Source organism: Robiginitalea myxolifaciens (assembly GCF_900115205.1).
GTDB classification, from domain to species: Bacteria; Bacteroidota; Bacteroidia; order Flavobacteriales; family Flavobacteriaceae; genus Robiginitalea; species Robiginitalea myxolifaciens.
In genome coordinates this window covers 106,306-119,226 of sequence record NZ_FOYQ01000001.1, presented here as the reverse complement: position 1 = coordinate 119,226, position 12,921 = coordinate 106,306, and the positions used below count along the sequence as shown (strand labels likewise).

15 protein-coding genes are annotated in these 12,921 nt (G+C 47.5%); 5 read left to right on the top strand and 10 right to left on the bottom strand.

What is annotated here, in order from left to right; genetic code table 11:
- Nucleotides 1-86 precede the first annotated feature (86 nt).
- Genes BM318_RS00535 through BM318_RS00520 form a run of 4 tightly spaced genes read right to left on the bottom strand, consistent with a single transcriptional unit; the run spans nucleotide 87 to nucleotide 2,575 of the window.
- A complete protein-coding gene (locus BM318_RS00535) occupies nucleotides 87-545 on the bottom strand; it encodes a GNAT family N-acetyltransferase (RefSeq protein WP_092979835.1) in 459 nt (152 codons plus the stop codon).
- A gap of 25 nt (nucleotides 546-570) precedes the next feature.
- Nucleotides 571-1,506, bottom strand: coding sequence for a sugar phosphate isomerase/epimerase family protein (locus BM318_RS00530; RefSeq protein WP_092979833.1), 936 nt, complete (start codon nucleotides 1,504-1,506; stop codon nucleotides 571-573).
- Between the two features lie 31 nt (nucleotides 1,507-1,537).
- Nucleotides 1,538-1,906 carry a hypothetical protein gene (locus BM318_RS00525; RefSeq protein WP_092979831.1) on the bottom strand — a complete coding sequence of 123 codons (369 nt, stop codon included), beginning with the start codon at nucleotides 1,904-1,906 and terminating at the stop codon, nucleotides 1,538-1,540.
- Between the two features lie 45 nt (nucleotides 1,907-1,951).
- Complete coding sequence (locus BM318_RS00520) at nucleotides 1,952-2,575, bottom strand: FMN-binding negative transcriptional regulator (RefSeq protein WP_092979829.1); 624 nt, start codon at nucleotides 2,573-2,575, stop codon at nucleotides 1,952-1,954.
- Between the two features lie 104 nt (nucleotides 2,576-2,679).
- Here BM318_RS00520 and BM318_RS00515 point away from each other — a divergent pair, with 104 nt between their 5' ends.
- From BM318_RS00515 to BM318_RS00495, 5 genes are all read left to right on the top strand, one after another.
- Nucleotides 2,680-4,065, top strand: a complete 1,386-nt coding sequence (locus BM318_RS00515) for a 2TM domain-containing protein (RefSeq protein ID WP_245759698.1) — start codon at nucleotides 2,680-2,682, stop codon at nucleotides 4,063-4,065.
- Between the two features lie 98 nt (nucleotides 4,066-4,163).
- Nucleotides 4,164-4,445 carry a 2TM domain-containing protein gene (locus BM318_RS00510; protein WP_092979827.1) on the top strand — a complete coding sequence of 94 codons (282 nt, stop codon included), beginning with the start codon at nucleotides 4,164-4,166 and terminating at the stop codon, nucleotides 4,443-4,445.
- Between the two features lie 64 nt (nucleotides 4,446-4,509).
- Nucleotides 4,510-4,812: a 2TM domain-containing protein gene (locus BM318_RS00505; RefSeq protein WP_092979825.1), complete on the top strand. Its 303-nt coding sequence runs from the start codon at nucleotides 4,510-4,512 to the stop codon at nucleotides 4,810-4,812.
- Nucleotides 4,813-4,844: 32 nt separating this feature from the next.
- Nucleotides 4,845-5,183, top strand: coding sequence for a 2TM domain-containing protein (locus BM318_RS00500; protein WP_245759697.1), 339 nt, complete (start codon nucleotides 4,845-4,847; stop codon nucleotides 5,181-5,183).
- A gap of 8 nt (nucleotides 5,184-5,191) precedes the next feature.
- Complete coding sequence (locus BM318_RS00495; RefSeq protein ID WP_092979824.1) at nucleotides 5,192-5,947, top strand: LytR/AlgR family response regulator transcription factor; 756 nt, start codon at nucleotides 5,192-5,194, stop codon at nucleotides 5,945-5,947.
- Nucleotides 5,948-6,026: 79 nt separating this feature from the next.
- On the opposite strand, the gene BM318_RS00490 is transcribed toward BM318_RS00495, so the two are convergent.
- The 6 genes from BM318_RS00490 to BM318_RS00465 all read right to left on the bottom strand — a co-directional run bounded on the left by BM318_RS00490 (nucleotide 6,027) and on the right by BM318_RS00465 (nucleotide 12,882).
- Entirely contained in the window at nucleotides 6,027-7,205 is a 1,179-nt protein-coding gene (locus BM318_RS00490; protein ID WP_092979823.1) for an LETM1-related biofilm-associated protein, read from the bottom strand.
- Nucleotides 7,206-7,702: 497 nt separating this feature from the next.
- Nucleotides 7,703-8,302, bottom strand: coding sequence for a superoxide dismutase family protein (locus BM318_RS00485; protein ID WP_092979821.1), 600 nt, complete (start codon nucleotides 8,300-8,302; stop codon nucleotides 7,703-7,705).
- Nucleotides 8,303-8,365: 63 nt separating this feature from the next.
- Nucleotides 8,366-8,857 carry a YdeI/OmpD-associated family protein gene (locus BM318_RS00480; RefSeq protein ID WP_177218230.1) on the bottom strand — a complete coding sequence of 164 codons (492 nt, stop codon included), beginning with the start codon at nucleotides 8,855-8,857 and terminating at the stop codon, nucleotides 8,366-8,368.
- 4 nt (nucleotides 8,858-8,861) lie between these two features.
- Nucleotides 8,862-10,079 carry a bifunctional alpha/beta hydrolase/OsmC family protein gene (locus BM318_RS00475; protein ID WP_092979819.1) on the bottom strand — a complete coding sequence of 406 codons (1,218 nt, stop codon included), beginning with the start codon at nucleotides 10,077-10,079 and terminating at the stop codon, nucleotides 8,862-8,864.
- A complete protein-coding gene (locus BM318_RS00470) occupies nucleotides 10,076-10,831 on the bottom strand; it encodes a DUF2490 domain-containing protein (protein WP_092979818.1) in 756 nt (251 codons plus the stop codon). The genes BM318_RS00475 and BM318_RS00470 overlap by 4 nt, the downstream gene beginning before the upstream one ends.
- Nucleotides 10,832-10,920: 89 nt before the next feature.
- Nucleotides 10,921-12,882, bottom strand: a complete 1,962-nt coding sequence (locus BM318_RS00465) for a S9 family peptidase (RefSeq protein ID WP_092979817.1) — start codon at nucleotides 12,880-12,882, stop codon at nucleotides 10,921-10,923.
- Nucleotides 12,883-12,921: the final 39 nt, after the last annotated feature.

Sequence of the window (12,921 nt, the reverse complement as noted above, 5' to 3'; positions counted from 1 at the left end):
GGCGAATATCAACCGCTTATCGTCCTCATAAAATTTGAAGCTACTGAATTGTCAAATTCCGGGATTGAATTGAAGGTGGAAGCGGACTACAGGTAAATTTCCATCTGGATATTACAGCGGGAATAGGGGGAATGCCGGCCTTTGAACTCTTTAAAACCCAACTTGCGATACAGCCGGATGGCCGGGGTGAGTACGGTGTTGCTCTCCAGGTAAACCTTCCTGGCTTTGAGTCTTCGGGCGCCATCCAGCACTGCCAATCCCAGGGCGTAGCCGATTCCATGACCCTGTGCTTCGGGCAGGATTCCCATTTTCGTGAGTTCGTAAACCCCGGCCTGGTCATGATCCGGCATCAGCGCACAAACGCCAACAGGTTTTTGATCCAAAAGCGCCACCCATATTTCACCACCGGGATTTATTATGTGGGTTTGCGGATCACCCAAAACGGCCTCGTCGATCGGTTCCATGGTAAAGTACTGGTCTATCCACTCCTTATTGATGTCGTAGAAGGCCTGGGCATATTGAGGGGAATAGGTTACAATTTCCATTGCGAAGGATCCTAAGGAGTTTGATTTAGTCTAAATCGGCCCAGACACGGGTTACCAGGTCCCGGGTAGCGCGGATTCCTGCTGCTTCAGACAATTCAGAGCCCTCATATTCAATACCGATGTGCCCATCGAAGCCACTGGCTTTAACGAGTGAAAGCAATTCCTTGTAGGGTAATATGGTTTCGTTGCCTTCAGCATCAAACGCATAGGTCTTAGCGCTAACCCCCTGAGCAAAAGGCAGGAAATCTTTAAGGCCGCTTACGGGCCCATAGTTTTCCGTACAGGCTGCGCCCATGGTACTTCCCCATTCCTTATTCAGACACCAGTTCCCAAAATCGGGAAGGGTCCCCAATCCGGGATGGTCTACTTCGGTAATAATATCGACCATGAACCGGGCATCAGAGGTATGCAGGCCGTGGTTTTCGATCAGCACATAGATGCCTTGCTCCCAGGCCCGCGCCGCGAGCTCGCCTAATCCGTCTACTAAGGCTGCTTTGAGTTGTTCAGGCTTGCCCTTGCCAAATGCATTGACCCGTATTGAATGACATCCAAGAATCCGGGCGGCTTCCACCCACTTCATATGATTGTCCACCGCAGCCATACGTTTATTATTTTTGGGATCTCCCAGATCCCCTTCCGAATCGACCATGATCAGCACGTTGGTAACCCCCATATCGCGAGTTCCGGCGGCAAGGGATTTCCAATAGGCGGTATCCCTGGCTTTATTCATGTAAAACTGATTCACATATTCCACGGCGGGAATGCCGAAATCCTCCAGCGAGACTTTGGGAAAATCATGGGCTTTTAATTCACCCTTTTGCAATGCCCGGTGCAAGGACCATTGTGCCAGCGAAAGTTTCGGGTTTTCGATATTCATGGAGAAGTCCAGAACTGTTTTTGGCAGGCAAAGCGCAAAAAGGCCCTGCGTGCTTTTGGCGATAAAAGATCTGCGGGTGGCCATTCGGTGATTTTAAGCTGAAAAATGGAAATAACTATTCAGACGAATTCTTTTTTCCCAGGATTTCCACGATCCAATAAATGAGTTGGCCAATCCCACTGGCAAAAATGAAGAGCAGAATCCAGACCAACAGGAGGTTGTTCTGCTTCAAGTTGGGGTTTTGCGTTGCATGTACGATATAGAACACCAGACTTCCTAGGGAAACTAAAGCCAGAAGAAGCGCCGCAATCAGGATAATACCGATCCCCCCAAAGATGGCCATGGGCGGCTCTCCGCTATTTTCTATTTCCTGAATGTTACCCACAAAGGTTAGGATTGCAAGGAAGTATCCAATAAAGAACAGGATAAAGCCGACGATTGGGCCCAGGGCAAAGAATCCCTGCCAGAATTTACTGTTGAGCATGATCTTAGGGTTTACAACTTAAAGATAGGTTATTTCTGTTGAAGCTTAGCGGGAGTTATTGCGCCGCATTTGTTTGCTCACTTCGGCAGATAATCCGTTGCGTTTATCCAATTCTTTGTGAATTCGGTCATGATCTGCTTCCCGTCCCTGTGAAAGCTTATAAGCCGCATCTACCGTATCTATTTCAATGGTAAAACCCAATATCCCGCGTATCTGGCGCATAACCGGCTTGGAAAAGCCATCCAGGGAAACCGGCTGATCGGAATCTTTCTCATAATGGTCAACCAGCCGCCGCAGTGATTCCCGGAGCTCATCTTCGCTTTGACGATAATACCGGCCGCTGAGGTGTACAGCCATATAATTCCATGTTGGCACTTCTTCTTCCTGGTACCAGGAGGAAGAGACGTAGGCATGTGGTCCGGAGAAGACACAAAGGACAGATGTTCCGTCCGCAATAGCCTTGCTTTGTGGATTGGCTCGAGCCAGGTGGCCTTCAAGTACCCAGGAGCCGTCGGGTCGCTTTAAAATATCTAGCGGCAGGTGTGTAGCCAGTGGAGTTTGGCCTGAATCGGTACCTGGAGCACTTATGAGTAAGCCGAATGCATGGGCGCGTACAAATTCAAAAATTTCTTCTCGGTCCGCCTCGCGATATTTATCCGGGATGTACATCTGGGGTTAAAGGTAAAACTTCCATCGGGCTACCACTACAGTTCAGTAACTAATTCTGACAATTCAGTGCTTATTTCTTGCCAGGGCCTTACTGAAGATCAATTTTGCTACATTTAAACCAGGTCAGGAGTCTGGCTGCTATGTATTATATGATGAGTCTTAAATCCTTTCTCAGCCAATTTGGACGTGCTACGTTAATCGGAATACTCTTATTCCTGATGTTCCAGGCGGTTTATTATTTCACGGGTGTCGAGATTTCGTTGGATTCTGGTTTCTGGCGTGATTTCTTGTTTCACATGATCTTCTCCTGGATCATTTATATGTCCAATGCGGTCTTTATCGCTTATGTCTTACGTCGCTTTGGTCCGGCCATTTTCAAATGGAGGAATTTAGCCTTGTGCATCCTGGGGAATGCGCTGGTATCCCTGGTGGCCATCTTCGTTTCCCGCGCGCTTATATTCTCAGTGATTCTGGGGGTGGAATTCGATGTTTTCCTCTCAGGTGAACGCGCCAATTACTATTCGAACTCCCTGATAATTGCCATTGTAATATCCGTTGTCTTCTATGCGATTTACTATTATAAGAATCGCCAGGAGACCCGGGTTAAGCAACAGAAAATAATAGCTCGTAGTGCTACGGCACGCTTTGACGCGCTTAAAAACCAATTAGACCCACACTTTCTCTTTAACAGCCTCAACGTGCTGACCAGTCTGATCGATGAGGATCCGTCACAGGCCACCCGCTTTACGACCTCATTATCCAAAGTGTATCGCTATGTGTTGGAGCAAAAGAACAAGGAACTCGTACCGATAGAGGAAGAATATGCCTTTGCGCGAACCTATGTGCGCTTGCTGAAAATGCGATTCGAAGACAGCATTATTTTTGAGATCCCTGAGGAAAGTGCTACCCCTGATGCTAAAATTGTCCCGCTCTCCCTCCAATTACTCCTGGAGAATGCCGTAAAACACAATGTGGTAACCTCCGGCAGGCCCCTGACCATCAAGGTAGAAGAACGCGACGGGAAGGTGCTTGTCAGCAATAATTTGCAGGAAAAAGAAGTGGTGAAAAAATCCAGCGGGGTAGGTCTTGAAAATATTCGCCAGCGCTATGCTTTGCTATCAGAACGCCAGGTGGAGATACGAAAGACCCGGGATACCTTTGAGGTGGCACTCCCCATGCTTACGCATCAGGTAGCTGTGGCTCAGACGTCAGCAGCTTTTATTAAGGACAAGCGATACGAAAAAGCCAAGGAGAAGCTTGAGGCGATCAAAAATTTCTATGGTAACCTCACGGCTTATTGCCTGGTAATTCCTTTTCTGGCATGGCTTAACTGGCGTAGCTCGGATTTTCCCTGGGCGATATTTCCGGCGGTAGGCTGGGGCTTTGGATTAGTAATGCACGGCCTGGAAGCTTATGGGTATAACCCACTGTTCGGAAAGCGCTGGGAGGAACGAAAAATACGTGAATTAATGGACCGGGAGGATTTCTAGAACAACTCGGTACGATATTTCAACAGTTCGGTCCGGTTCTTTTTCTAAACCATGGAATAGCTCGCATCTTTGACCTATAACATTAAAAAACAACAAAGATGAAAGTGCAACAACAAACCGAGCGTTACCTCCGCGCCCAGAAGAAAGTTGAGGAGATCAAGTCATTTTATGGAAACCTGCTGGCCTACTGCCTGGTTATTCCAATTCTGGCCTGGATCAACTACCAAACCACAAGTTTCCTTTGGTTCGTATTTCCAGCCCTGGGTTGGGGGATAGGCCTTGCCTTTCACGCCCTTAGCGTCTACGGATACGATATCTTTTTAGGCAAAAACTGGGAACAGCGTAAGATCCAGGAGCTAATGGCAGAAGACAACGATTAACGCAAAAGAAAATCCAACCCGAGGTTTTCCCTATCAAGGCAAAGCCTTACAAAAGAAAACAATCATGGAAGAATTAAATAAAGAGAGCAAGTATTTCCGGGCCAAACAGCGCGTGGAAGAATTAAAAAAGTTTTACGGTAACCTTACCTCCTATGTATTTGTTATAGGACTTTTGGCTGTAATCAATTACATAACCTATTGGGAGTATAAATGGTTCTTGTGGGCTGCCCTGGGCTGGGGAATAGGCCTGTTTTTTCACGCCGTAAGGACTTTCCGGATGAATCCATTTTTTAACCGGCAATGGGAAGAGCGCAAAATTCGCGAGTTCATGGAAGAGGATGAAAAACGCGGGGGCCGCTGGGAATAATCGAAAATAACAGCATTGATCAAATAATAATCATGAAAGAACTAGAACCATCACAATTGGAAGCGGAATTCGACAAACGCGCCCGCGCCAAAAAGCGTGTAGAAGAAATCAAGGGGTTTTACGTGCATCTGACCATATACCTGGTAATTAACCTATTGATTATAGGATGGTCGATATACCAAAACGTATCCCAAGGAGAGCCTATCTTCAGATGGCCCATGTTACTTACGCCTTTCTTTTGGGGAATAGGCCTCGGCTTTCATTTTATCAATACTTTTAATGTCAATCCATTCTTCGGAAAGGATTGGGAACGGCGCAAGCTTCAGGAATTCATGGATCAGGACGAAGAAGAGGCCCGGAAATTTAAATAAGTCGCAACATGCAAGTACTGATTATAGAAGATGAAAAACCCGCCGCAAGGCGCTTGTCCCGAATGCTCGAGGCCGAAGGGGTGGAAGTAAGCCAAATGCTGCATTCCGTAGAAGAGGCAATTGCCTGGTTCGGAAACAACTCCGATCCGGACCTGATCTTTCTTGACATTCAGCTCTCCGACGGATTGTCTTTCGAGATTTTTGACGCAGTCCCGGTTAAAGCTCCTATCATCTTCACAACGGCCTACGACGAATACGCTTTGCAGGCTTTTAAACTCAACAGCATCGATTACCTCCTCAAGCCTATCGATGAGGAGGACCTGACTTCCGCCCTCAAACAATTCAAAGAACAGCGCCCGAAATCGGAACGGCTCATGGTCGATTTCGAGGACATTAAAAAGCTGCTCGTGAACCCGGCCGACCGGGAATACAAAAAACGATTTACCGCTCGGGTAGGGCAGCACCTCAAGATTATTCCAGCCCAAGAAATCGAGTGTTTTTACAGTCAGGACAAAGGCACTTATGCGGCAACAGATGCTGGCAGATCCTACTTGCTCGAGACTACTTTGGAACAACTCGAACCCGAATTATCCCCGCAAAAATTCTTCCGGGTAAGTCGAAAATTCTACGTCAATATCGACCACATAAAAGACATCGTAGCCTATACCAATTCGCGTCTTAAAGTGAAGCTCAATCGCTATGATGAACAGGAGATTATCGTGAGTAGGGAGCGGGTAAAGGATTTTAAATTATGGTTAGAGTAACTATTTAATCAAATAGTTTTAAAATACTAGTAAAGAAATAATTAAACCTATCTATAGAAATTATCTATGGTAGGTTTTTTCACTTCTTATCGACCCGGTTTTCGTCGAAGGAAGAGGGGAGTAGCTTGGGAATTAGTTTGATGAAAATCGGTAGTAATATCGCTCCTCCCGGCAGCATAAATATGGCCAGGGACGGGATACTCTTAAAGATGTCGAGCAATTGATTTTGCACCTGCTCACGCTCCTTCGCACTGAGGTCTTTTACCGTAGACTTGGAAAGCAAAAAGACCAGGTCCCGGGACTGTGATAATTCCTTCTGCAAACGCTTACTGTTTCGCCGGATTAGTTTACCTACCAGGGAGCTGACCCCATCATAGAATTTCTCCCGGCGAAAGATTTGGAGTTCCCCGCTGTGGTTCCCTAAAAAGGCAGTTACCTCGACCAGTGCCTGCTGGGTTTCCTCTTCGGCAAATCCGAGTTCTTTTCCCAGTTCGGCAACAAAATCGGATTCAGTTCCCTGCAACCGGGCATCCTCCCACACCGCCAGGCATGCCAAATCGAGGAAGTAAGGGGCGGCCGAACTTCTTTTATATTCTGTAAGCATGTTGCGATACCCGAGGTCAACTTCTTCCAGGGGATCTTCCATAAATGTCATGGAAGCTTTGAATAGCTCTCTGAGCCGATCCTCTTCCGGCTGTTCCTCCCTACTGGAAAGGGCCTGATAGGCGATATTGATACTTAGGTATTCCAAATTACGCGCATAACGTTGTAAGTCCCCTCTTCCTACTAAGTAGGCCTCCAGGGTGAGGACATCGACAAAAAGCATGGTATTGGTCAGCAGACTATTAAAACTGCGGGTCAGCACATTGGTGTCCAGGTGGATTCGTGAATCGAGTAGCCTTTCAAGTTGTGCAGAAGTCTTGCTGCCACTCAGTATTTTCTCCAGGAAAGAAATCCGACCAATATCGAGGTCCTGATAAAATTCAAACACTTCCTTCAGGAAGGCGTTGAAATTCCCGTTTCCCCTATGAATAACATAGGTTGCATACAGGCCATACAGCAAATTGATTTTGGCCATTTCATCCTGCGTCAGTTTATGCGCAGGCTCCACGAAATCAGGTATAGAGACATTCATACCATAGGTAAAACCCATGGTTCTCAAATCCCGGTAAACACTGTAGAAATCCCCGGGGGAATTAGACCATTGGTTTACCAGGTGTCCGAATTTGTCTATCCAGCCTGATGCAGAAGGGTTCACTTAATGCAAGTAGGATTAAACGGCTAAAGTAGAATATATTTCAGGGTAAGAAAAACCTCCCAGATTATTCTTTCATTAAGCCGTTGATGTATTCAAAATGGTGCAGTTGGTCGATAAGGCCTTTAAAATGGCCCGGTAACAAGTGGTTATAAACAGGAGAAAATTTTGCTAAATGCCATGTTATCAGGCATTTCTATGAATAATTCTTAGGTTTATTAACAAAATATTTATACTTTCGACCCAGAACCAAATCTCCCTTCTCGCCCCAAACGGAAGGGCCTTTAGTAACCTTAAACTATATGTTATGGAAATCTTTCTCTTTTCCTTGTGGTTGTTTTTGATGATTATACTGGGCCTATGGGTCTATTCGGCGCATCAGTCGCTTCAGAAAACACTCCACTCCGACAAAGCTTAGAAATTAAAACCATATAAGAAAAGCCCCGATACATTCGGGGCTTTTTTATGCTGTGCAATCAGCAATATTTTAACTATCCGGGCTATTCGATAATTCCTGTACAGGAAATGCGCGCTCCTGCTGCTCCGCTGGGTTGTGACGTAAAATCATCGGTTCCCTGATGCACAATAACGGCCTTGCCAACAATATTTTTTGCAGGGTCATCACAACCAATACACCATTGGTCGGTCTCAAATTCAACCATGCCATTCCCGGCTTCATCTGCAGTGAAGTTTCCGATATCTCCTTTGTGATATCCCCCTTCGTCGCCCCACTTGCCATGCGGTTCGCTGGTCGGATTCCAGTGTCCGCCAGTCGAAGTCCCATCAGCAGCGGAACAATCGGCTTTCTCATGGATGTGAATGGCGTGTTCCCCGGCACTCAAACCGGTAAAGGAAGCATGCATCATTACCGAACCATCCTTTTCGGTAAATGAGACTTCCCCCTGCACCCCACTATCGCTTTTGGGCTCCATTTTAAAGGCAATTTTCTCTTCCGTCATCTCTGCCTTCATCTCCTCCAAGGCATCCTCAGCGGTAGTTTCCATATCCTCCGCAGCAGCTTCAGCCTCTTTTTTAGCTTCTTTACAGCCTACACCGGTAAGCAGTGAAAGGGATAAGAGTAAAAGCGGTAATTTTTTCATGGTATTGTTTTTAGGTTTCCCCTTAAAGATAGTCAAATTAGTGAGGTAGTTCAAGTTTGCAGGCTAGTTGGATTTCGGTCCCAGCACCAGCTCGCGGCCGGATCGAATGCCATCTTTCAGCCGGTTACATACCTCAAGGGCTAATTCTACACGCCGCTGTGGTGTCTTATAGCGGAGTACAGCATAGATTACGGATCGGCAGGCCCCATCGCTCAGCGTCTTGAATAATTCATGTGCCTCGGGGTCCTGATAAAACACTTCGGTCAATTCCTCGGGCATTTCCACGCCATAACGGGTGGTATCTTTTCTCAGGTATAGTCGGATATAATCATTGGGAAATACCCCCAACTCCTTTTGTTTGTTTTTGCTGAACATAATCTGGAAGCGTCCCTTGTATTTGCGCAGGGCAGCATGGAAGCTCAACGTTTTTCCCTCAAACTCAACCACTACTTCGGCCCGGTTTTTTCCCGTTTCTAAAAATGGGGTAACCAGGGCATCGGGAAGGATCAGGTTGTGCGATTCTCCAACGCGAATCTCAATTTTTTCAGAGTCCATATAATCAGTCGTCGGAAAGTTTGGTGCGTACTTCAATCTCCCCATGTAAGGTGCGGTGAACCGGGCACTTATCGGCAATTTCCAGAAATTTATCCCGCTGTGCGTCGTCGAGGTCGCCACGCAGTTTTATCTCGCGCTGGAAGACATCGATTTTGGCCCCGCGCTCTTCGCATTCCTGGCTGTCGACGGCGTGATCCTTCTCGTGTGAAATATGTACCTCAACGTTTTGCAGATCCCAATCTTTTCGTTTGGCATAGAGCTGAAGCGTCATAGCAGTGCATGCGGCCAGTCCTGCACTCACCAGCTCATAGGGGGAAGGTCCAAAATCATTCCCGCCAAAATCTTCGGGTTCATCTGCAGTAAGCCGATGGCGCCCTACTTTCATTTCGGTTGTAAACGCGGCTTCTTTGTCCAGACTGGCGACCACTTGTTTAGCGCTTTTCAGGGATTTATCCTCCGGTTCCGGAAGATAGCGCGTGGCCCATCCGGCTATTACCTTCCCGGCGTAGGCGGCGTCAGCAGCCCTGCTCAGCAAGTGATCCGCGCCATCCAGGGAGACAAAACTTTTTGGGTGCCAGGCGGCTTTGTAAAGCAATTCGGCATTTTGGATTTCCACGGTGGTATCTTGGGGAGAATGCAGGAATAGCAGGGCCTTGTCAATATTCCCGAGTCGCTTTTCCAGGGGGTGCTGATTGAGGTCTTCCACGAATTGTCGCTGGATTTTAAAGGGACGTCCACCGATCTGTACCTCAGCACTTCCTTCCTCCTTAATTGTGTCTAACTTCTGACTGAAAAGGTGCTTGACATGGACCGGGTTCGAAGGCGAGCCGATGGTTGCTACAGCTTTCACCTCCGGTAGTTCAAAAGCTGCCGTCAGGCAGGCCGTTCCGCCCAGGGAATGACCGATAAGCAGGGCAGGAGCCTTGTAGGATTGCCGCAGGAATTCAGCGGCCGACAGCAAGTCCTCTACATTTCCACTGAAATTAGTAGCTGCAAAATCCCCGTCACTGCTTCCCAACCCCGTGAAATCAAAACGGAGCACGCCAAACCCCGATCCGCTAAGGGCACGGGTAATTTCGCGCGCAGCCTTTAAATCCTTCGAACAGGTGAAACAATGGGCGAAAATGGCGTATTGATGAGGAATCCGGTTGGCCGGAAGTTCCAGGCGCCCTGCCAGTTCTTCCCCCGATGCATTGGTAAACGTGACCTTTTCAGTTTTCATGATTGTACATCTTTCTTTCTTAAGTCGGGATTAAAGAAAACTCCTAACTGCAGGCGATTGAAATCGGCACCCGTAAAGCTGTTCTTCAGGAATCCGGCCTGGATACTTGTACTGGCATTCAATTTGGCTCCCAAGGCCAGATATAGCCTGTTCTGGCCAAAAATCGGGGATTGCAGGTTAATGAATACTTCATCGTACCAATTAATGAAAAAGGTGTCCCCCAAGGGGTAGGTAATTTGCAGTCGGTACCGGGCCCGGTGTTGGGTGTCGGTAACCGTGGTGTTGGCCGAGAACTCCTGACTGAGAAAACGTTGCTCCAGGCGGTACCGGTGCTCAAACTTGAATTTCCCCACCTGGTTATACAAGAGGAATTGCTGGAAGATACGGTGCTCGTCAATACTATTCCCAGCGAAGGCAGCATCCTGTAAAGGTTCATCCTCAAAGGTTGGGTCTGTCCAGATATAAGCATATCCAAGAGTGGCTATCGCCCGCTCTGAAATATGGTAGTTGGCCCCGGTTCTAAGCAGGAGTTGATTGAAATTACTGGTGGTTTCGTAAAATCGAAACTGGGCCTCCGAATGGATGCTCCAATCGTCTGATATCCGGTTCATCCCAAAGTACATATACCAGGCCCCAAGTTCGTCCTCACCCGTGTCCTGGGCATTGGCTTGGAATGTTGCCAGGCCTATAAGCAGGAAAAAAAACAGGCCGGAAATTCGGCCTGTTTTTGACATATTTTGATTGTTGATCATGAATGTAAATTACAGCTTTACAGGCTAATTTGAAAGCGGGGCGGGGTTAGGACCCCGGGATCCCCGTAGTAAACAGCCATAAACCGCCTTTAATCTTCGCTGCTTTCCTCAGCCATTCCGGGCTGTTCCACTGCCTCGGTTTCCACCTCGGCCTCTTTGCTTCCTTTCAAATAAACATCCAGAAATTCCAGAATACTGCTGTACGCCTCGATTTGATTTTCTTTTTTGACGAATCCGTGTCCCTCATCCTCAAAGAGCACGTATTCAACAGGTACGCCATTGGCTCGTACACCTTCTACGATTTCATCGGATTCCACCTGCAATACCCGGGGATCCTGAGAACCCTGCAAAACAATCAATGGTTTGGTCACCTGATCCGTATGGAACAGGGGTGAGATTTCCCGCAAACGCACCGAGTCGGCCGAATAGGGATCTCCCATTTCCTTGTATAAAGCATCTTTAAAAGAAGCCCACCAGGGCGGGATGGAACGGATGGTGCGGATCCAGTTGGTTACCCCAAAAAGATTTACGCCTACTTCAAATTCTTCGGGGGCAAAAGTAAGGGCCGCCATAGTCATAAAACCGCCATAAGATCCTCCCAGGATTCCGATCTTTTCGCCATCTATCTCCGCTTGCTGGGCCAACCAATCTTTTCCGGCGATACAGTCCTTGAGATCTTTGTCTCCGTGGTTGAGATCGTCCATTTGATAGAAGGTTTTCCCATATCCTGAACTCCCGCGATTATTCACGGCCAGTATTGCATATCCGTGGTTTACGAAATACTGCAAGGCCGAATTAAAATTCTGGCGGGATTGCCCTCCGGGACCACCGTGTACCCAGACCAGAGCAGGTGCCGGATTAGCTTCACTGGCCTGATGGGGCTTGTAATAGATGGCAGGAATCTCCAGCCCGTCGAAGGATGGAAAACGAACTACTTGAGCCTGGACCAAATGTTCTCCCTCGATTTCGGGATTCAACACGTCGGAGAGCTGCTTCATTTCCTTGCTCTCCAGGTTATAGACATAGAGGTTAGAAGGAGTATGGGAGCCTCCGGCATAAAAACGCATCATCGTTTCATCTCTGGAGAATCCCACACTGGTAATATCCATGCCTTCTAAAGCCGGTAATTCAATAGCTTGCCCCGTCTCTACGTCGAGAACCTCTATGGCATTCTTAGCATCTTCGTTTACATAGGTAACCTGATAGCTTCCTCCGTCAGTGAAGTAACTGCCCATAATATCCCAGTCTTTCTCCATTACCTTTTCCCGCTCCCCGGTTTCCAGGTTGTAGCGCTTCAGGTAGGAGAATTCAGCTCCGTCGTCTGTAGTATAGTAAAAGAACTTGCCGTCAGGACCGAAGTCTTCTGCGGCATTGGCTGATTGATTCTCATTGATCTGTACCGTTTCTCCACTTTCCAGATCCAGGAGGAAGAGGTCACTGTCATTGGTATTTAAATTTTTGGCATACAGCACGTACCGACCATTATCGGAAATCATATTCAGGTCGTACCCCTGGTCGTTCTGATAAACCAATTCCGGCGTGAATGTCTCTAAATCCATTCGGAAATAATCGGAAAACCGATTGTCCCGGGCATTGGAGGAATAAAAGAAGGACTTTTTATCCTCAGACCACCCGTTAAAGAAGGCTCGCGCACCTTCATCAGGGGTTAAATCCCTTGAGGAACCATCTTCCTCCATCAGGAATATGTGATAGATTTCATCCCCATTGTTATCCATTCGGAACAGCTTGCGATCGTCCTCCGGAAAGTAAGCGACTGCAAAAACAGATGAGCTATCTGATTCTGTTACCGGCGTCCAGGTACCATCCGCTGTCGAAACCGAGTACATGTTGTAGATGCCGGATCGGTTGCTCGATACCAGGAGTTTGGAATTGTCGTAAGAGAAGCTTCCACCTCCGACATTCTCATTATCCATCATCTGTTCGATGGTATAGGATTTCAGACTCTCGGCAATCGAGGGTTCTTTGGGTTCCTCCTTGCAGGCCGTCCCAAATATCAGGGCAAGCCCAAGGCCATAAATAGTGCGTTTCATTGTTGTTGTTTTTATTAATCGGTTGGACGCATTTCGGCG